Origin of the sequence: Thioalkalivibrio sp. ALJ7, assembly GCF_000376865.1 — a bacterium.
In the GTDB taxonomy this organism is placed as follows: Bacteria; Pseudomonadota; Gammaproteobacteria; order Ectothiorhodospirales; family Ectothiorhodospiraceae; genus Thioalkalivibrio.
On the sequence record NZ_AQXQ01000004.1, the window covers coordinates 1 to 18,763 of the forward strand.

Here is an 18,763-nt window from a genome sequence, read left to right on the forward strand (position 1 = left end):
GTGAGCTGGTCTAATTTCCGTGGACACCTCGTTAGGTGGGACGATACCCCCTGGACGAGGAGAACAACCATGGCACGCAAGCGCCGAAGTTTTTCAAGCGAATACAAGGAGCGCGTGGCCCGGATGGTGGTCGATGACGGTCTGGAGGTCTCGGTCGTATGCCGGGATCAGGATCTAGGCGAGACGGCCGTTCGCCGCTGGGTCGATCAGCTCAAGGCGGAGCGCAAGGGGCAACCGGGCGAGGGTCGGCCGCTGACGGCGGAACAACAACGGATCCGCCAGCTCGAGGAGGAGAACCGGCGGTTGAAGGAGGACAAGGAGCTGTTAAAAAAAGCGTCGGCCTTCTTCGCCCGGGAACTGAAGTGATGCATCGCTGCATCACGCGGTTGAGCGGAGAAGGCCCTGTCCATCGTCTTTGTCGGCTGCTGGGAGTGAGCCGGGCCGGCTATTACGCGGCGCGGGCGCGGGCCGAACGTCCAAGCGTGCCCTGCGCCGCTGGCGCTCACCTTGAGCGGGTGTTCGCGGCTTCCGGGCGAACCTACGGCAGCCGGCGTTTGGCAAAAGCCTTACAGGCGGATGGCACCGCCATGGGCCGTTACCGGGTGCGGACGCTGATGCGCGAGCGCGGCCTGCGGCCCGTCTGGCGGCGGCGCTTTGTGACCACCACGCAACGCGACGACCGGGCCCCTGTCGCCGAAAACCATCTCAACCGCGAGTTCACCCCGGCCGGACCGAACCAGGCGTGGGCGTCCGACATCACCTATATCCCAACCGCGACCGGCTGGAGCTACCTGGCGGTCATCCTCGACCTGTACTCGCGCAAGGTCATCGGTTGGGCCCTCGATCGGCAGATGCCGGCGAGCCTGACCTGCGAGGCGCTGCGCATGGCGCTGGAGCAGCGCCAACCGGAGCCGGGACTGCTGCTGCACTCCGACCAGGGTTGCCAATACACCAGCGCCGCCTGGCGGCGGCTACTGGCCCGGCACCAGATCCAGGCGAGCATGAGCCGCCGGGGTAACTGCTGGGACAATGCCGTCGTCGAGCGCTTCTTCCTGAGCCTCAAGACGGAACGCGTCTGGCAGCGCCGCTACGCGAACCACGGCGAGGCGCGGCGGGATATCGCGGACTACATCGCTCGGTTCTACAACACCGTTCGCATCCACTCGACGCTGGGCTACCTGCCTCCCAGCGTCTACGAGCAACCAACGGCAGCCAATCCACCTAACGCGGTGTCCGAAATCACTTGACCGCCACACTGAAGGCCTCACAGTCACGGTGCGAGTGTGTTCGTTCGCGAGTCCATTCAAGGTGATGGCCCTCCCGCCGTTACCTCAGACACAGGCAAAGCATCGCAATACACCGCTGCAAACAGGATGGTCCTCGTAGTGAACTCGACACGCGATCCCCGGCGAACCCGACACCTTCCCGCATCCCCAACACTTGCATATGGGGTGGTCGAGCCAAGCCCCGTGAGGCATGGCGCGAATCTCGGCGCCGGCCAGGCCACCAGGACCCCACATCATGACGACTGGGTACAACTCGCGAATGAAACGCTAAGCCTGATCCGCCAACTCCGTCTGTAACACCGCTCATTCCGTGCGAGGCGGATTATTTGGCATGTTGGGCAAGCCAGCGGTCGAGGGCGTTGCCGAACGCCTGGCGGTCGCGGGAACCGAGGGCAGCGGGGCCACCCGTGTCCACACCACTGCCGCGCAGCGTATCCATAAAGTCGCGCATGCTCAGGCGTTCGCGGATGTTGTCCGTTGTGTAGAGTTCACCGCGTGGGTTCAGGGCCTGACCGCCCTTCTCGATGACCTCCGCGGCCAGCGGGATGTCGGCCGTAATGACCAGATCGCCGACCGCAAGGCGCCGCACGATCTCGTTGTCCGCCACATCAAACCCGGCACCCACCTGGATCGAGTCGATCAACTTCGACGGCGGCGTACGTACGGGCTGATTGGCCACCAGGGTGATCGGGACGCCCGTGCGTTTGGATGCCCGGAACAGGATTTCCTTGATCACGACGGGGCAGGCATCCGCATCGACCCATATCTTCATGTATCTCCTTCCGCAGGCTCGCTGGTCGTCTCACCGCAGGGTACGCGTTTTGCCACAGCCGCCACATCCCCAACCGCCTGAACTGGCGTGCCGCACTCGCATGTGGTACCAAGAGCGCGCTAACTAAAACGCTTGCCCTGCCAGGGGCGAGCCGCGCAAGGAGCACCGCATGGGCATTGAAGTCTCTGGAATCCTCGGCCTGATCTGGCTGTTAATCGTGATCTGGGCGATTGTTCGTACCGCGCAGAGTCCCGTAACGCCTCTGGTGAAGGTCCTGTGGATCCTGATCCTGCTGTTCCTGCCACTTGTGGGCCTGATCGCCTGGCTCTTGCTTGGACCACGTTAGGGAAGTCCTGCAGGCGTGCCACGTCGAGGCGGTCAAAGGCGGCGGAGAAACTCCGCGAGGTTGATGTCCGCACCGGCCAGTCGCCGTAGGCGTTCGGCCAACGCCTCCTGCGATCCGAACCGTTCGCAGTCGAAACCCGGGCCTCTACGCGCGGAGGCCCGCTGTGGGTCATCTCTTCCCTCAGCCTCGGCTCGCCAGCCGAAATCCGGTGGCCGCTTCACGGTTTCCTGGACCGAAGGCACTGGCACAGGGTTGGCCTGCGGTCGATGTCCGTCCTGCTTGACGCCCCGCAAACCATCCTCCGGCAGTGCCTCCCGAAGCGCCCTCAGGGTCTCCGCGTGAAGCTCCGGCCGAGCCAACAACCCGGTCACAACGCCGGGGACATCAATTGCCGGTTGTCCGACCTGGGTCCAGTAACGGTCATGCAAGCCATTCAGGGAGGCCGCCAGGTCGGCAGGCTCGGCCTTCTCAAGCGCAGTCTCGAAAGCGCGGTGCAAACGATCCAGGGGGCACTCCGGGTCCGCGCTCGTCGCTCCCGACGAAAGCGGCTCGGTTTCCGGATTCTCTACCGCAGTCGCCACTGCTTCTTGCGCCAGCCCAGGATCGCAATCGGCCACCGGGTCGGGCTCGAACCGCACTCGCCAGAAGCGGCTGAACGACGCACTGCTCTCCTGGGGCACATCTTCCTCTAGCGCGTTGGCCAGGCGATGGAAGGGCCTGGCGGACGGATCACTCTCGGGAAAAAGCGCCACCGGATGCTGCAGCGTCACGGCCGAGCGCAGGCTCTCGTCACGCTGGATAAAACCGAGAAAATCCACCTGGGTATGCAGATACTTCTCCACCGCGTTGGCGAACCGCTGAAATACGCTCCGCGCCTCGGCAACGTCTGCCACCATGTTGACGATGACCCGCACCTTCAGCATCTGCCGACGCAACGCCAACTTAAGCAGCGAGAACGCATCGGTGAGCGAAGTAGGCTCCGGGGTCAGCACCAGCAAGACCTGATGGCCGGCTGCCATGAAATCGAGGGTGGTATCGCCAATGCCGGCGGCAGTATCCAGCAGGAGGTCATCGAAGTCCTGCTCGATTCGCGCGAGCTCCGCCACCAGGCGCTTTTGGTGGGCCGATGACAGCTCGGCGCACTCACGAATGCCGCTGGCGCCGGGGATGATTTTCAGGCCATGCGGCCCCTCCAGCAGGATGTCCTCGATCCCGCACTCGCCCGCCAGCACCTCGGCCAGCCCCCGCTGCGGACGCAGGCCCAGCAGGATATTGACGTTGGCCAGACCGGTGTCGCCATCAAGAATGCACACCCGCCGGCCACGCCGTGCCAGCGTGATCCCAAGGTTCACGGCTACGCTGGACTTACCTACCCCACCCTTGCCACTGGCCACCGCCAGGACACGCGGACCCGTCACACCTGGGGAATGGGGATTCCCCCAGGAACTCCGATCAGACATCGCGGCTTCCTGCATCGCATTCATCGGCACTGATACTTTAAAGAATGACGGTGAATTCACGGCCGGTCTACCCCATTCGGTAGCACAGGACAAGACCGCACAGTATAGTCGGACATCGGTGCACATTCGGCGACCGCGGCCCGCGCGAGCCGACCGCCGAATTCACGCAAGGGCAACAGGGGCGACCGACCACCTGTAACGTCACCGGGGAAGAGTATGGCGAGGGTGAATACGGCAACGGACGGACTACCCAGCCTGCCCCAGGCGTTGATCCCCGTGCTGGACGCCACCCAGGCCGACGAGGCGGACTTCCAGTCCCTCGCGCGCGCTATTATGCAGGATGGGGCCATGGCCAGCCGCTTGCTTCAGGCTGCCAACTCAGCGTTCTACTATCGTGGCTCGCCCTGCCGCACCATCGATCGCGCCCTGTTCAGCCTGGGGCTGGACACCGTGCGCAGCCTCGCTCTAACGGCCGCCATCCAACAGCTGTTCGGGACCTTCGGGCCACGTCACCGCAACTATCTGCGCATCATATGGCGCCGCGCCCTGACCACCGCGAATCTCGCCCAGGTCCTCGCCACACTCACCCGCTACCCACGACCGGAAGAGGCCTACCTCGCCGGCCTGCTAATCGATATTGGGCGTCTACTGCGATTGGTGGAGGACGAGGGTCACTATTGGCCCCTCCTGCAGACCGCTACAAACGACCCTCATCTGGTGGAAATAGAGTGCAACACGTATGGCCAGCACTACGGTGAACTCGGCGGGGAGTGCCTGGAGGTCTGGGGGCTAGGTCGGTTCGTCGCGGACGCCGTGCGTTATCACCTGGAACCCGCTGAGCGCGTACGGGATGCCCACCACCTGGTCAAGATCGTCAATCTGGCCCATGCGCTCGGCTGTCTCCCGGCTACGCTGTCCAGCACCGCCGAAACCACTTGCAACGAGACGGCCCTGGCCGCTGCGGACACCCTGTTCGGCCTGAACGAAGGCTTGGTGCGCGAGCTACGCGGCCGCGTGGATGAAGACGTCCGCCGCATTGCCGGATCACTCGAGATCGACCTGGAAGCACCCGAGCCACCGCCCGAGGCGGAGGCAGAATCAGCCGATCGGGCCGCAGAACAGGCGCTCGGCCGCCGTGTGCGCGACCTCACCGAACTCGAACGGGTTAACGGCGAACTGGCGCGCGCCGCCAGTTTGCAGGAGCGCTGCCTGGCCGCCCGGCGCACCCTGTATCTCACCCTGGGAGTCAGTCAGAGCCTGTTGTTCCTCGTCGACGACGACCAGCAATCGGTCTCCGCCTGGGTGGAAGACGACGAGACGCCGGACTTTACCCTGCCGCTGCTTCCCGGTCGCAGCCTCGTTACTGACACCCTGCTGGATCGCGAGATCCGTCGCCACGAGGAAGAGAACGCCGCAGGCCTCCCAGTGATCGATCAACAGCTGTTTCGGCTGTGCGAGGCCCAGCTGCTTTGGAGCTTCCCCTTGCTGGCCGAGGGCCAGAAAGCCGCCGGGGTGCTCATCCTCGGCTTGAGCCGAAGCCAGGCAGACGCGCTGGAGGCTCGCAATGACTTCATCCGTTCTCTCGCCCGCGAGATCGCGCGCGCCCTGACGCAGCCCGAGTACAGCAGCGCTGGCCCGGCGGATCACACGGAGGAACGTATCCGCGAGACCGTGCACGAAGCGGGCAACCCCCTCAGCATTATCCAGAATTATCTTGGGGTGCTAAATCGGAAACTCGGGGAAGAACACGATGCCCGTCACGAACTGGGCCTCATCAAGGACGAGATTGACCGGGTGGGACGGATCCTGCTGCGCTTGCGGGACCCGGAAGCGGGGCCGGCCGACGATACGGGTCCGATGGCGCTGAACACGCTGGTCCGACAGGTCGCCGATATTGTCGACGTTTCGCTCTGCCGCACGCGCGGGATCCAGCTGCACCTGGACCTGACACCCGCCGAACCACCGCTCTCGATACCTGCAGACCATTTGCGGCAGATCCTGACCAACCTTCTGAAAAACGCCGCCGAGGCACAAAACTCTGGTGGCGAGATCACCATCACCACTCGCGCACCGACGACGCTCAATGGCCGCCGTGTAGTACCGTTGACCGTTAGCGACAAGGGTCCAGGCCTGCCGCCGGAGGTTCAGGCCGCGGCGTTCTCGCCGGTGACCTCCACCAAGGGTACTAGCCATTCCGGGCTCGGCCTGAGTATCGTCAAACGCCTCACCGAGGAGATCGGTGCGGGACTCACCTTTACCAGCACCGGCGCAGGGACGCGCTTCGAGATCACCCTGCCCCATCAACAACCGGGCTCGGCGGACGCATCAGGGACGACGCAATAAAGATGTGCCACTAACACCGAGGCCCTGATGACCGAACGTGACGTGCCGATTGACCCGCAGTCCGTCCGAATCCTGATCGCCGATGACGACCCCGGCCTGCTCGAGAGCCTGCATAACCTGCTGGCGATCGAGGGTTACCCGGTGCAAACCGCCTCCGGTGGCGGCGCCGCAATCGAAGCCCTGCGCAACCAACATTTTGACCTGCTGCTGTTGGACCTGGCGATGCCCGACCTTGGAGGGCTGGATGTGCTGCGGTTCATACAGGCGGCACAGCTCAAGACTCAGACGGTGGTCGTCAGCGGAAACAGCACGGTGGAAGACGTCGCCGGCGCCCTCCGAGAAGGTGCCCACGATTACCTGAAAAAGCCCTATGAACCGGCCGAATTGCTGGCAACCGTACGCAACGCGCTCCGGCACAAGGCACTGGAAGATACCAATATCGAAATGCGGAGCCGGCTGGAAAAGTCGGAACGCCTGCACCGCATGATCGTGAACAATTCCCCGGACATCGTGTTCGTCCTCGATTCCCTGAAGCGGTTTCGGTTTATCAATTCGCGCGTTCACGAACTCCTTGGCCACACGCGCCAGGCATTGCTGGACACCTCGATCCTCGACCTCGTCGAACCCGATGAACGCGACAAGGCCTCCTACTTCTTCGACCAGGCCTCCCAGCAGCAGGCCCACGTGCGCTCGGCGGAGATCGCTCTGAGGCCCGCGGAGCCCTCACGCACACGCCACTACTTCGAGGTCGCGGTCTGGCCGACTGCATCCAGCGAAACCTCCGAAGGCGGGGCCACCGAACCCCTGATCTACGGGACCGCTCGCGATATCACCGAGCGCAAGGAATCCGAGGCCTTCATCAATTTCCAGGCCTACCACGACCTCCTGACGCGCCTGCCGAATCGAGCCCTGTTTCGAGATCGCGTGGATGTCGCGATCTCCCACGCTCAGCGCACCGGGGCACAGCTCGCCGTCCTGTTCATCGACCTCAATCGCTTCAAGGTCATCAACGATTCTCTCGGCCACACGGTGGGAGACCGCCTCTTGCAAGGCGTCGCGCAGCGGCTGCAGTCCTGCATCCGCAAGGGAGATACCCTCTCGCGTTTCGGCGGCGACGAGTTCACCTTGCTGATCCCTGGACTGGCGAGCAGTGACGCCGCGATCCAGGTGGCCGACAAGATCCTCGAAAGCCTGCAGGCCCCGTTCGAAATCGGCGATCACGAGTTGTTCGTTGGCGCCAGCATCGGAATCGCGATCTACCCCGACGCGGGCGACAACCTAGAGGCACTGATCAAGAACGCCGACATTGCGATGTACCGCGAAAAGAGCACCGGCAAGACCGGGGTCCGCGTCTACAGCCCGGAGATGGGGGGGCACCCGCCGCGGCGACTGCAGCTGGAGCAGGATATGCGTCGCGCGCTGGAGCGCGACGAGTTCCATATCCTCTACCAACCCCAAGTCGACACCGAAAGCGGTCAAATGGTAGCCGTGGAGGCCCTGATCCGCTGGGATCACCCTGAGCTGGGCTTACTGGGCCCCGCCGAATTTATCCCGGTGGCGGAGGACACGCGCCTGATCGTGGATCTCGACCGCCTGACCCTGCGCACGGCCACCCGCGAGATCCAGCGTCACAACCGCGAGGCCGCGCAAGAATTGCGCCTCGCGGTCAACCTCTCCCCGGTACTGGTCGAACGTGATGACTTCGTCGAGGACTTTCTCGGCATCCTCGGTGAAATCGGCTTCCCCCCCGATCTACTGGAAGTCGAGATCACCGAAAACCTGTTGATGAGCGACACCATGGATACGGTGCACAAATTGAACCGCCTGGGTGCCGCGGGCGTACAGATCGCGGTAGACGACTTCGGGACCGGCTACTCGTCCCTCAGCTACCTGCAGAAACTGCCGATCCACACGCTAAAAATCGACCGCAGCTTCACCCACACCATCTGCCGAAATGACGAGGCGTGTATCGTCAATGCCATTATCTCGATGGCGCGTGGGCTGAACATGAATATCGTCGCCGAGGGGGTCGAGACGGAGGCCCACCGCGACTACCTGCGCAATCTGGAATGTCCGATGCTGCAGGGCTTCTTGTTCGGCCAGCCAGCGCCGCTGCACACACTCCTGCAGGATGACGCCCTCATCGCTCGGCCAGCGGCCTGCAAATAGCGAGAAACTCATCCAACCGCATCCCCGGCCCTATTCGGCCGCCACGGCCTCCGAAGCTGCATCCGTGTGGAAGCGGTGTCCCTGACGCAGGCAATAGCGCAGCCACTTGTACAGGAAGCGGTTGTGGCGCCAGCGACAAACCAGCCCCGGGTGGCCGCTCAGCATCTCCGGCACCTGGCCCGCCGCCATACTGCGGCAATGCAACTCCAGCACCTCCGCCTGGCGCGCATCATGGAACATGCGAACACGCATGTCCGGCTGCTGACGACGCTCTCCCTGGTGGTCGAAGTGATAGGTAAGGTGCAGCGTGGTGGTGTAGCGCGTACGCTCCAGCACCTCAAGGTGCAGATCCAGTGCCCCCTCGACCCGCGACACCGATCGCAACGGCTGCGCCTCCAGGTTCGGGCACAAACGGCGCAGCGCGAGGTAATTTTCCTCGTACATCTCCATCAGCGCCGCAAAGCTTTCCGGCCGCGGCTCCAGGTGGGAGGGTGTCTGACGCTCCAGTAACATGCCGCGCAGTCTAACAGCACCCATTTGCAGGACCGCGATTGTCCGTATCGCGGACGGGACACCCCCTAGGGAGACGCTGATTTAATCGCACGTCCGCGTTGGTGCCCCCTGTTTTCCGAGACAAGGCGCGTCGTGCAGCGGGTAGTGGTTCTACCCGCCCGTTTCTGATGGATTCGGGGCGCAACGCAGGATCGGGCCATATTCATTCAGAATCGGGGGGGCACCAACCCCGCAAGCCATTGAAAGCAGGGGCTCGGCCGCCCGTTGTTATCAAAAACGGGCGCGCGCACAGCGTTGCGGTTCCCTTGTGCAGAATGACTGCACGGCAGTCACCGCGCCTTGTTCGCACGCAAAAGCGACTCGAGCGCGGACGTGCGATTAAGTCAGCGTCTCCCTAGACTTTTTGGTAACTTCGAATTCGTAGACCCCCGTCCTCGCGGGCGGCCTCAGACCAACAAGGATGCGCGACCCCATGGACATCAGTGTCGTCACGACCCGCTCGTTCAGTGATCAGAAGCCCGGCACCTCCGGGCTGCGCAAACGTGTTCGGCAGTTCCGCCAGCCGCACTACCTCGAGAACTACGTGCAGAGCCTGTTTGATGCCTGCCCGGAACTCACCAATGGGGAGCTGCTTCTGGGTGGCGATGGGCGTTTCTACAATCGCGAAGCCATCCAGATCATCCTCCGTATGGCCATCGCCAATGGTGCAGAGAAGGTCGTTGTCGGCCTGGGTGGCCTGCTATCCACCCCCGCAGCATCGCATCTGATCCGAACCCGCGGGTCGAACGGCGCCTTGATCCTCTCCGCGTCGCACAATCCAGGCGGGCCAGAGGGCGACTTCGGGATCAAACTGAACACGGCCAACGGGGGACCGGCACCGCCGTCGGTGACCGATGCCGTTTTCGAGAAGAGCATGCAGATCCAGCATTATCGGATCGCCCAGGGTGCCGAGCATGTGGACATCGATCACCTCCACATGCAGACGATCGGCGACACCCAAATCGAGATCCTGGACCCGGTCGCACCCTACGCCGACTACATGGCCACGCTGTTCAATTTCGAACGTATCGGCGAGCTGCTGCGCTCGGATCACTTCGCCATGCGATTCGATGCAATGCACGCGATCACCGGCCCGTACGCCGAGGAAATCCTGGTCAATCGGCTGGGCGCCCCTATCGACACCATCCTCCGGGCCGAACCGCTGGCGGACTTCGGCGGCCGCCACCCCGACCCGAACCTGTCGCATGCCCGGGAACTGCGCGAATCCCTGTTCGGCCGCGACGCTCCGGACTTCGGCGCCGCCTCCGACGGCGACGGTGACCGCAACATGATTCTCGGCCGCCACTTCTTCGTGACACCCTCGGACAGCCTGGCGATCATGGCTGCCAACGCCCACCACATCCCGGCTTTTGCCGATGGGCTGAAGGGGGTTGCCCGCAGCATGCCCACCAGCCAGGCCGTGGATGTCGTCGCCGAGAAACTGGGCATTCCCTGCTTCGAGACCCCCACCGGCTGGAAGTTCTTCGGCAACCTGCTGGATGACGGCCGCATCCGCCTGTGTGGAGAAGAGAGTTTCGGTACCAGCTCGGACCACGTCCGCGAGAAAGACGGGCTGTGGGCCGTGCTGTTCTGGCTCGATCTGCTGGCCGCGCGCCGCCAGTCCGTGGAAGAGATCGTGCGCGACCACTGGCGCCAGTACGGCCGCCACTACTACACCCGACATGATTACGAAGGCGTGGAAAGCGATCGCGCCGAGCAGGTCATGGCCCGCATCCGAGAACAACTGTCGGTGCTGCCGGGGCAATCCCTGGCCGGCATGCGGGTCGCCCGCGCGGACGACTTCGCCTACCGCGACCCGGTCGACAATAGCCTGACGGAGCACCAGGGCCTGCGGGTCCTGTTCGAGGGTGGCGCCCGGATCATCTTCCGGCTATCGGGTACGGGTACCGAGGGCGCCACACTCCGCCTGTACTTCGAGCAACACGAAAGCCATCCGGATCACCTGGACGCCGATCCGCAGGAACTTCTGCGCCCGCTGATCGAGGCCGCCAGCCGGATGGGCGACATACCCGGCCGGACCGGACGCCAGGGGCCCGACGTCGTAACCTGAACGGTTACGCGTACCGGCTCGATGGACGTCATTGCCACCCGGCAGCGCTGGACGCACAGCTATGCCTTCGTACTCGCCGCCACGGCGTCGGCGGTGGGGCTCGGCAATATCTGGAAGTTTCCTTATATCCTTGGCCAGAATGGTGGCGGCGCGTTCCTGCTGATCTATCTCGGCTGCATCGCGCTGATCGGCATACCCGTAATGATGGCGGAGGTCATGATCGGCCGCCGCGGGCGCCGCTCACCCGGATATGCGGCCCTGGCGGTGGCACGCGAAAGCCATGCCCACGACACCTGGACCCTCGTCGGCTGGATTGGGATTCTCGCCCTGTTCCTCATCATGACCTTCTATGTCGTGGTCGCCGGATGGGTCTTCGCCTACATACCCCAGGCCGCCAGTGGTGCCTTCGCATCGGCCAGCCCGGATGACGTCAGCGCCACCTTCCAGGCGATCACCACATCAGGCTCGGGGATGCTGTTCTGGACCACGCTGGCCATTCTCGCGACGTCTGCGGTGGTCGCCCTCGGACTGCGTCGCGGCCTGGAACGCTGGGCAGGCTGGCTCATGCCGATCCTGTTCCTGCTGCTCCTGGTTACGATGGGTAGTGCCATGATCATGGGGGATCTCTCGCAGGCCCTAGGGTTCATGTTCTACCCGGATTTCTCGGGTCTCGACGGTCACAGCATCCTGATCGCGGTGGGTCACGCGTTCTTCACCATGACCCTGGCCTCCGGCGTGCTGATGATGTTCGGGGCTTATCTACCGCAGCAGACCTCCATCGCCGGCACCGCAATCGGCGTCGCGATCGCGGATACCCTGATCGCCCTGATCGCGGGGCTTGCAATCTTTCCCATCGTGTTCGCCTATGGACTGAATCCCGCCGCGGGGCCGGGTCTGATGTTCGAGGCTCTGCCCCTGGCACTCTCGGCCATCCCGGCGGGCGTGCTGCTCGCGACCGTATTCTTCGTGGTCCTGGGTATCGGGGTATTCAGCACCATGATTGCCAATGTGCAGGTCTTCGTGCACCTGCTAAGGGAGCGCTTCGGGATGCATCCGGCCGGGGCTGCGATGATCTCCGGACTCGCCATCTGGGGGCTCAGCCTGATCACCATTGCCTCGTTTACCGATGCCGAATGGGCACAGATCGAGCTCACCCTGCTGGGGCGGGAATTGCCCACGCTCTACCACCTGATCGAGCATGCCTCGATCAATATCCTGCTACCCATAAGCGGATTGCTGATCGCCCTGTTCGCGGGCTGGGTCATCCCCAACCAGATCGCCGCCAGCGAGATGGGACAGTGGCGAATCACCCACTCGGTATGGCGCACGCTCCTGCGGTATCTCGCGCCCGCGGCCCTGCTTGGCCTGTTTTGGCAGCTGTCGGACCTGAGCGGCCATCTGCCGCTGTGAACCGAAGCCCGCTGCACGTTGCATCCTCAGGCACCGTTAGAATACGCCCATGAATGATGAATGGATCGTCACGTTCGAGATCGCCGCCACCCTGTTCGCGGGACTCGGGCTGTTCTTCGTCGGCATCCGCCTGATTAGCGAACATCTGCGCCAGTTGGCGGATCGGCGCCTGCGCACCCTGGTCGGACGGGCAACTGCAAGCGATCGTTCCGCTGCAGCGCTGGGACTGGTAGGCGGCGCCATCAGCCAGAGCATCCACGCCGTAATCTTCGTGCTGATCTCGCTAGTGACCGCAGGCGTGCTGGATGCACGCCGTGCCCAGCCGGTCATCAACTTTGCCAATCTCGGGACCTCGCTGCTGGTGCTGATCGCCGCCCTGGACCTGAGCCTGATGGTGTTCATCCTGGTGGGGGTGACCGGTCTGCTGTTCTACTTCGATCGCGACCAGTCTGCTCGTCTGCGCCACCTGATCCGCGCGCTGCTCGGCATTGGGCTGCTGTTTCTGGGCCTGATCTTCATCAAGGATGGGGCCAAGCCGCTGGCCGACCTCCCCTGGATGACCGAACTCATGTCCCTCTCGGCGCAATCCCTCCTGATCGCGTTCGTGACGGGGCTGGTATTCGCGGTCATCGCCCACTCCGCCTCCAGCATCACCATCGTCACCATGGCCTTGGCCGCTAGTGGCGTGATCGATCTGGAGTACGGGCTGATGGTGGTCTATGGCGCGGGCTTCGGCACGGGCATCAGCACCCTTGTGCTAGCCGCCTCGCACAAGGGGCTCGGGCGTCAGCTAGCGCTGTACCAATTCATCCTCAAGGCCATGGGGTTAGCTCTGCTGCTCCCACTGTTCTGGATCGAGTTCTACGGCGGCATCCCGCTGGTCGCGGCCTTGCTGGCCGCACTCCCGGTCGGGATTGGCTTCCAGATCGCGTTCTCCTATGTGCTCTATCAGATTGCCTGCGACATGGTCATGCACCCGTTCCACCACCGCGTCGCCGACTATCTCGAACGCAAGGCCCCACCCACCGCGGAGGAGACCCTGGGGAAACCGAAGTACCTCTACGCCGGGGCCCAGAACGACGCGGGCAGTGCCCTGATGCTGGCTGAGCAGGAGCAGCTGCGCCTGCTGCGGCACCTGCCGGAATATCTCGACGGCGTACGCGACGAGATTCCGCAGCCCCGTCACGACCGCGTTAGCCTGCAGCGCGGCGGAACCCAGGTCGCGGACGCGACGGCACAATTCCTGGACGAAATCCTGTCGGGCGCCCTCAGCGGCGCCACCCTGGACCATGCGATCGTGTTAAAGAGCCGGAACGAACTGATCGCGTCGCTGCAGGAGACCCTCAACGACCTGGTCATCGAGGTCGAACGCGCGCGCACGGGCAAGGACTCGGCCGAGGCGCGTGCGCTGACCCATGGCCTGATCGAGACCCTCCACATGATGCTGCTGACGCTGAACGATGCGGCGCGTACCGGGGATGCCGACGACATCGAACTGCTGCAGTCGCTGACCCATGATCGCTCGGAACTGATGGACTCGATCCGGCGCCGTCTACTGACCGGCGGCGAACTCGTCGGCAGCACGCGCGACGCAGTGTTCGGTGCCACCAGCCTGTTCGAGCGCGGGGTCTGGCTGCTGCGCCGCTACTCCCTGCTGCTGGCCTCCCCGGAGGGCGCCCGCTACGAGGCCCCTGAAACCGCCGCCGCCAGCGCATAGGAGCCGAGTACTTTCGGCGATCGCGGCCGCGCCAGCCCCCCTTCGGCCAGAGGGCTAGCCTCCTACAGTGCGATGGTCACCGAACCGCGAGCGCCGTGTCACCCGCGGGCGAACACGGTTTGCAGGCGCTCCAGCGCCTCGCGCAGGCGGGACTCGGACTGAGTGTAAGCAATGCGCACGTAATCGCGACCGCTGGTGGGGCTGAAGTCCGTGCCCGGAGTCAGGGCCACTCCCGTCTCGTCCAGGATTCGGGCACACAGGGCCTCGGAATCCACTCCATGCGCCCGACAGTCGGTCCAGACATAGAACGCCCCCTCCGGGCGTGCCTGCACTTCCAGGCCGAGCCTCGGCAACGCACCCAGCAGCACATCCCGGCGCGCCTTTAGTTCCTGGACCTGGGACTGCAGCAGGTCCTCGGTTTCGGGGGCGAAAGCCGCGAGTGCGGCGGCCTGCGCCACAGTGCCCGGGGCCACGAAGAGGTTCTGCGCCAGACGCCGTACCGGGTCAACCCAGGCTTCCGGCACCACCATCCAGCCCAAACGCCACCCCGTCATCGCGAAGTACTTGGAAAAGGAATTGATCACCACGACATCCGGAAACCCGGCTACCGCACTGGGCTCCGGCGACTCGAACACGATCTGGGCATAGATCTCGTCCATGATCACCAGCCCCCCGCGCTCGCGAACGACTTCCACGATGGCGGCCAGGCGTTCGCGGGACAGGCAGGTGCCGGTCGGGTTGGCCGGGGAGCCGAGAAGCACGGCCCGGGTGTTCGCACCCCAGGCGGCGGCAATCGTGTCCGCAGTCGGCTGAAAGCCCACCCCTGCCGACACGGGTAGACCGACGGGGATGGCGCCACGGGCCGAAACGAACTGGCGGTTACAGGCATACCCCGGGTCCGGCAGCAGGACCTCCTCGCCCGGGTTCACCCCGGCCGCCAGGGCCAGAAGGATGGCGGCGGAGGCCCCGGCGGTAATGACAATCCGCTCCGGGTCGACCTCGGCCCCGTGACGCCGCTGATAATCGGCCGCCAGGGCCTCGCGCAGGGCCTGGGTGCCATGCGCAGGGGTGTACCGGGTATCCCCGCCCGCCAGCGCGGCCCGGCCCGCCGCAATCACCGGTGGCGGGGTCGGGAAGTCGGGTTCGCCCACCTCCAGGTGAATGATGTCGCGTCCGGCTCGCTCGGCGGCCTGCGCCCGCGCCAGAATATCCATGACGCGAAATGGCTCGACGACCTTCGCGAATGCCGACAGCGCCGGGGGTCCGGCTGGATACGCAGGGGGCTGCGAGGCCATGCCGATGCTTAGCGGCGCACGTGCCGCATCAGGCGCTTGCGCTTGTGCTGCTGCCTCGGGGTCAGCTTGTTGCGGCGGCCGGCAAAGGGATTACGCCCGGAGCGGAATTCCATCCGCATCGGGGTCCCGACCAGCTTCAAATGCTTGCGCAGGAAGTTCTCCAGGTAGCGTTTATAGCTACCCGGAAGGGAATCCGTCTGGTTGCCGTGGACCACGATCACTGGCGGGTTCTGCCCCCCCTGGTGAGCGTAGCGCAGCTTGATGCGGCGACCGCTCACCATCGGCGGAGCATGCTCCGCCACCGCGGCCTCCAGCAGGCGGGTGAGTTCCGGCGTGGAGACCTTTCGAAAGGCGCTGGCGTGGGCTTCTTTCACATCATCCAGCAAGTGCCCGACGTTGGTTCCGTGCAGCGCCGAAATCAGGCGCATGCGGGCGAAGTCCACGAAGCCCAGGCGGCGATCAAGCTCGTCCCGTATACGCTCGCGGGCATCGTCCCGCATGCCGTCCCACTTGTTCACCGCCAGGACCAGGGCACGCCCGGCCTCGATCACCATCCCCAGCAGGTGCGCATCCTGATCGGACAGCCCGGCATGGGCATCGACCACCAGGATCACCACATGGGCGGCCTCGATGGCCTGCAGCGTCTTGATCACACTGAATTTTTCGATGACCTCGTGCACCCGGGCACGCCGCCGAACACCCGCGGTGTCGATCAGGGTGTAGTCCTGGCCGTCGCGCTCGAAGGGGACAAAGATGCTGTCGCGGGTCGTCCCGGCGACATCGGTCGCGACCACACGCTCGTCACCCAGGATGCGGTTGACCAGAGTCGACTTGCCCACATTGGGACGCCCCACAATGGCCACGCGGATACCCGGCCAGTCGTCCAGGGCCGCCTGCTGCGACGCCTCGTCGAGACCATCCGTTTCGGCCTCGTCGCCACTGGCCGTGCCCGCCGCCTGGGATGCCCGGCGTTCGGCCGCCACATCCTTGCGCACCGCCTGCATCAGGCCCTGCACACCGCGCCCGTGAGAGGCCGCGATGGAGGTGACCTCGCCCAGACCCAGCGCATAGAACTCGGCACTGACGGAATCGGCATCCAGACCGTCGGTCTTGTTCACGACCAGGCGTGCCTTGACCCCTGCGGCGCGGAGCTGGTCGGCAATCACCTGGTCCTGCGGTGTCAGTCCATCGCGGGCATCCACCAGCAGCAACACGTGATCGGCTTCTTCGACCGCCCGTTGCGTCTGCTCGGCCATGGCGCGGTCCATCGCCGCACCTTCCCCGGACAGACCGCCAGTATCCACCACCAAATAGGGAAAATCGCCGACCTTGCCAATCCCGTACTGACGATCACGCGTCAGCCCGGCGACATCGGCCACCAGGGCATCGCGCGAACGGGTCAGTTGGTTGAATAACGTCGACTTCCCCACGTTGGGGCGCCCGACAAGGGCGATAACGGGGATCATGAGTCGTTGCGGTCCGCGCGTGGTAGGCGCGTGTCAATCCAGGCGCTACTCACTCGCTGCCCCCAATCTCGGGGTTCACCGCCGTCAGCTGACCGTTGTCGGTGATGACATACAAAGTCCCGTTGACCAAAGTGGGGCGTGTGACCACCGCCCCGGAACTGGCCCGCAGGCGGGCGACAATGCGGCCGTCTTCGAGGTCGACCCAGTGCAGATAGCCCTCGTAGTCTCCGACGATCGCATGCGGACCCACCACCACCGGGGCCGTTACCCCACGCAGGCGCAAGCCGTCCATCTGCCAGAGGTCACCGCCGCTGCGAGGATCCAGTCCCCAAACATGGCTCTCGGCATCGGTCACCACCAGGACATCGGAGTCCGTATCCACGTCCCCACCCTGGTACGAGGAGAAATCACGCGCCCAGAAGATCTCACCGGAGTTCAGGTCCAGTGCGGCCAGGCGACCCTGGTAGGTGGCCGCGATCGCAGCCCCGCGGTACAACGGAATATGCCCGTCCACGTCCACCATGCGTTCGACCTCCGTGCGGCCGGTCGAGACCCCCAGGGTCGTCTCCCACAACACGTTGCCACGGTTGAGCCCGAGCATCAGCAGCCGCCCATTGTCGAAGCCAGCCAGCACGCGGCCCGAGGTAATCTGCGGGCGCTGCCCACCACGCAGGCTCAGCGAGGGTGTGGTGCGTAGCGCGGTCCACTGGGTCGCCCCGGAGGAGGCATCCAGGGCATGGATACGCCCGTCATTGGTCCGCACCACGACAAGCCCGCCGGAAACATCCGAAACCGCGAGGACCTCGCTGGATAGCGCAGACCGCCAACGCTCACCACCATCAGCCAGATCCACCCCGATGGCGTGACCATCCAGCGTTCCGACCACTGCAATCTCTTCACCAACACCCACCCCGGCCGAGACCCGGGCATTGTCGAGACGGTTCTGCCAACGCTGGCTGCCTCCATCCGGATTCAGGCCCGAGACGCGACCGGCCGCATCACTCACCACCACCAGGTCCTCGGCGATACCCGGGTATACCTGCCACAGGAAACGCTCACCCCCGCTACCGATGGAGCGCGACCAGAGGCGCTCCGGCTGACCCTCAGCCTCGAACTCCGGAAGGTCCGCAGGCGGCTCCGTAGTATCACGCTGCCAAAGCCCGCAGGCACTCAGGGACAGGATCAGCGCGCTGGCAATCAGCAGACGCACGGCCGGACTCGTTAGGGAAGGCACAGACATCAGGCGACGGGTCCTCTAGACGGAAAGTTCTTCGTATTTCAGGCGCAGATACTCCGGGCTATGCCCGGCATCGAGCGCCGCACGGTAGTGCTCGCGGGCCCGGTCGCGGTCGCCGCGGGCATGCGCCAGATCTCCTTCCAGCTCGCGCTTCAGTCCGGTGAATGCCTCGCTGCGAACGTCGGCCAGAGTCGCTTCGGCGTCGTCCAGACGCTCGGCCAGGATCATTTTGCGAGCCAGACGCAGGGTGAAGACGTCGCGGTAGCCCCGATCCGGTGCCGCATCCCGTGCCGCCTGCAGCGCATCGATTGCGCCCTCGATATCGTCCTGTGCGATGGCTGCGTCGGCTCGATAAATCCACGCCAGGGCACGGTACGGCGTCCCCCGGCCCTGCTCGATGACCGCATCAGCAAGCTCGGCGGCGCGCTCGGTTTGCCCCGTCTGGCCGGCGACCTGCAAGGCCTGATACATCTCCGAAGCGGCCTGCGCCCGCGTTTCCTCGCGGTCACTCCACCAGTTCCAGCCGAACAGGCCGCCGATGCCCAGCACCAGGCCAGCCGCGATCGCCAGGCCGTTATCCGCCCACCATTGTTTGATTCGTTCCGCTTTCTCTTCGTCGGAGAGGTCGCTCATCGTCTT

14 protein-coding genes are annotated in these 18,763 nt (G+C 64.6%); 7 read left to right on the forward strand and 7 right to left on the reverse strand.

Features of this window, described 5'->3' with window-relative positions; all coding sequences use genetic code 11:
* Positions 1 to 69 precede the first annotated feature (69 nt).
* Positions 70 to 1,247 (forward strand): IS3 family transposase gene (locus D002_RS13210; protein ID WP_155996075.1). Its coding sequence is split into 2 segments (ribosomal slippage): positions 70 to 337 and positions 337 to 1,247, totalling 1,179 coding nucleotides; the frame shifts between segments, so codons are not numbered across the junction.
* 361 nt (positions 1,248 to 1,608) lie between these two features.
* Here D002_RS13210 and D002_RS0100470 read toward each other — a convergent pair.
* Positions 1,609 to 2,058: a YaiI/YqxD family protein gene (locus D002_RS0100470; protein ID WP_018139954.1), complete on the reverse strand. Its 450-nt coding sequence runs from the start codon at positions 2,056 to 2,058 to the stop codon at positions 1,609 to 1,611.
* Positions 2,059 to 2,227: 169 nt separating this feature from the next.
* Here D002_RS0100470 and D002_RS13215 point away from each other — a divergent pair, with 169 nt between their 5' ends.
* On the forward strand, positions 2,228 to 2,404 hold the full coding sequence (locus tag D002_RS13215; protein ID WP_018139955.1) for a PLDc N-terminal domain-containing protein: 177 nt from the start codon (positions 2,228 to 2,230) through the stop codon (positions 2,402 to 2,404).
* A 32-nt stretch (positions 2,405 to 2,436) separates the two neighbouring features.
* Here D002_RS13215 and D002_RS0100480 read toward each other — a convergent pair whose 3' ends face one another.
* On the reverse strand, positions 2,437 to 3,864 hold the full coding sequence (locus tag D002_RS0100480) for a MinD/ParA family protein (RefSeq protein ID WP_018139956.1): 1,428 nt from the start codon (positions 3,862 to 3,864) through the stop codon (positions 2,437 to 2,439).
* Positions 3,865 to 4,080: 216 nt separating this feature from the next.
* Between D002_RS0100480 and D002_RS0100485 the strand changes: the two genes are divergently transcribed.
* Together D002_RS0100485 and D002_RS0100490 are read left to right on the forward strand one after the other, a co-directional pair.
* Entirely contained in the window at positions 4,081 to 6,207 is a 2,127-nt protein-coding gene (locus D002_RS0100485; protein WP_026181407.1) for an HDOD domain-containing protein, read from the forward strand.
* A 27-nt stretch (positions 6,208 to 6,234) separates the two neighbouring features.
* Positions 6,235 to 8,376 carry an EAL domain-containing protein gene (locus D002_RS0100490; protein WP_018139958.1) on the forward strand — a complete coding sequence of 714 codons (2,142 nt, stop codon included), beginning with the start codon at positions 6,235 to 6,237 and terminating at the stop codon, positions 8,374 to 8,376.
* Between the two features lie 30 nt (positions 8,377 to 8,406).
* Here D002_RS0100490 and D002_RS0100495 read toward each other — a convergent pair whose 3' ends face one another.
* Positions 8,407 to 8,889, reverse strand: coding sequence for a DUF1249 domain-containing protein (locus D002_RS0100495; protein WP_018139959.1), 483 nt, complete (start codon positions 8,887 to 8,889; stop codon positions 8,407 to 8,409).
* A gap of 472 nt (positions 8,890 to 9,361) precedes the next feature.
* Here D002_RS0100495 and D002_RS0100500 point away from each other — a divergent pair, with 472 nt between their 5' ends.
* The 3 genes from D002_RS0100500 to D002_RS0100510 are packed head-to-tail and all read left to right on the forward strand — an operon-like array spanning position 9,362 to position 14,126.
* On the forward strand, positions 9,362 to 10,999 hold the full coding sequence (locus tag D002_RS0100500; RefSeq protein ID WP_018139960.1) for an alpha-D-glucose phosphate-specific phosphoglucomutase: 1,638 nt from the start codon (positions 9,362 to 9,364) through the stop codon (positions 10,997 to 10,999).
* Positions 11,000 to 11,020: 21 nt separating this feature from the next.
* A complete protein-coding gene (locus D002_RS0100505) occupies positions 11,021 to 12,409 on the forward strand; it encodes a sodium-dependent transporter (protein ID WP_018139961.1) in 1,389 nt (462 codons plus the stop codon).
* Positions 12,410 to 12,458: 49 nt separating this feature from the next.
* Positions 12,459 to 14,126 carry a Na/Pi symporter gene (locus D002_RS0100510; RefSeq protein ID WP_018139962.1) on the forward strand — a complete coding sequence of 556 codons (1,668 nt, stop codon included), beginning with the start codon at positions 12,459 to 12,461 and terminating at the stop codon, positions 14,124 to 14,126.
* A 98-nt stretch (positions 14,127 to 14,224) separates the two neighbouring features.
* Here D002_RS0100510 and D002_RS0100515 read toward each other — a convergent pair whose 3' ends face one another.
* Genes D002_RS0100515 through D002_RS0100530 form a run of 4 tightly spaced genes read right to left on the reverse strand, consistent with a single transcriptional unit; the run spans position 14,225 to position 18,757 of the window.
* On the reverse strand, positions 14,225 to 15,421 hold the full coding sequence (locus D002_RS0100515) for an aminotransferase class I/II-fold pyridoxal phosphate-dependent enzyme (RefSeq protein WP_026181408.1): 1,197 nt from the start codon (positions 15,419 to 15,421) through the stop codon (positions 14,225 to 14,227).
* An 8-nt stretch (positions 15,422 to 15,429) separates the two neighbouring features.
* Positions 15,430 to 16,887 carry a ribosome biogenesis GTPase Der gene (der, locus tag D002_RS0100520; RefSeq protein WP_018139964.1) on the reverse strand — a complete coding sequence of 486 codons (1,458 nt, stop codon included), beginning with the start codon at positions 16,885 to 16,887 and terminating at the stop codon, positions 15,430 to 15,432.
* Positions 16,888 to 16,936: 49 nt separating this feature from the next.
* Complete coding sequence (gene bamB, locus D002_RS0100525) at positions 16,937 to 18,097, reverse strand: outer membrane protein assembly factor BamB (RefSeq protein WP_018139965.1); 1,161 nt, start codon at positions 18,095 to 18,097, stop codon at positions 16,937 to 16,939.
* 45 nt (positions 18,098 to 18,142) lie between these two features.
* Positions 18,143 to 18,757 (reverse strand): tetratricopeptide repeat protein, encoded by a 615-nt coding sequence (locus D002_RS0100530; protein WP_018139966.1) that lies wholly within the window; start codon positions 18,755 to 18,757, stop codon positions 18,143 to 18,145.
* Positions 18,758 to 18,763: the final 6 nt, after the last annotated feature.

Coding starts and splice junctions, on each gene's coding strand:
- D002_RS0100470 (WP_018139954.1), bottom strand. CDS start 2,058: ATGAAGATATGGGTCGATGCGGATGCCTGCCCCGTCGTGATCAAGGAA.
- D002_RS13215 (WP_018139955.1), top strand. CDS start 2,228: ATGGGCATTGAAGTCTCTGGAATCCTCGGCCTGATCTGGCTGTTAATC.
- D002_RS0100480 (WP_018139956.1), bottom strand. CDS start 3,864: ATGTCTGATCGGAGTTCCTGGGGGAATCCCCATTCCCCAGGTGTGACG.
- D002_RS0100485 (WP_026181407.1), top strand. CDS start 4,081: ATGGCGAGGGTGAATACGGCAACGGACGGACTACCCAGCCTGCCCCAG.
- D002_RS0100490 (WP_018139958.1), top strand. CDS start 6,235: ATGACCGAACGTGACGTGCCGATTGACCCGCAGTCCGTCCGAATCCTG.
- D002_RS0100495 (WP_018139959.1), bottom strand. CDS start 8,889: ATGTTACTGGAGCGTCAGACACCCTCCCACCTGGAGCCGCGGCCGGAA.
- D002_RS0100500 (WP_018139960.1), top strand. CDS start 9,362: ATGGACATCAGTGTCGTCACGACCCGCTCGTTCAGTGATCAGAAGCCC.
- D002_RS0100505 (WP_018139961.1), top strand. CDS start 11,021: ATGGACGTCATTGCCACCCGGCAGCGCTGGACGCACAGCTATGCCTTC.
- D002_RS0100510 (WP_018139962.1), top strand. CDS start 12,459: ATGAATGATGAATGGATCGTCACGTTCGAGATCGCCGCCACCCTGTTC.
- D002_RS0100515 (WP_026181408.1), bottom strand. CDS start 15,421: ATGGCCTCGCAGCCCCCTGCGTATCCAGCCGGACCCCCGGCGCTGTCG.
- der (WP_018139964.1), bottom strand. CDS start 16,887: ATGATCCCCGTTATCGCCCTTGTCGGGCGCCCCAACGTGGGGAAGTCG.
- D002_RS0100530 (WP_018139966.1), bottom strand. CDS start 18,757: ATGAGCGACCTCTCCGACGAAGAGAAAGCGGAACGAATCAAACAATGG.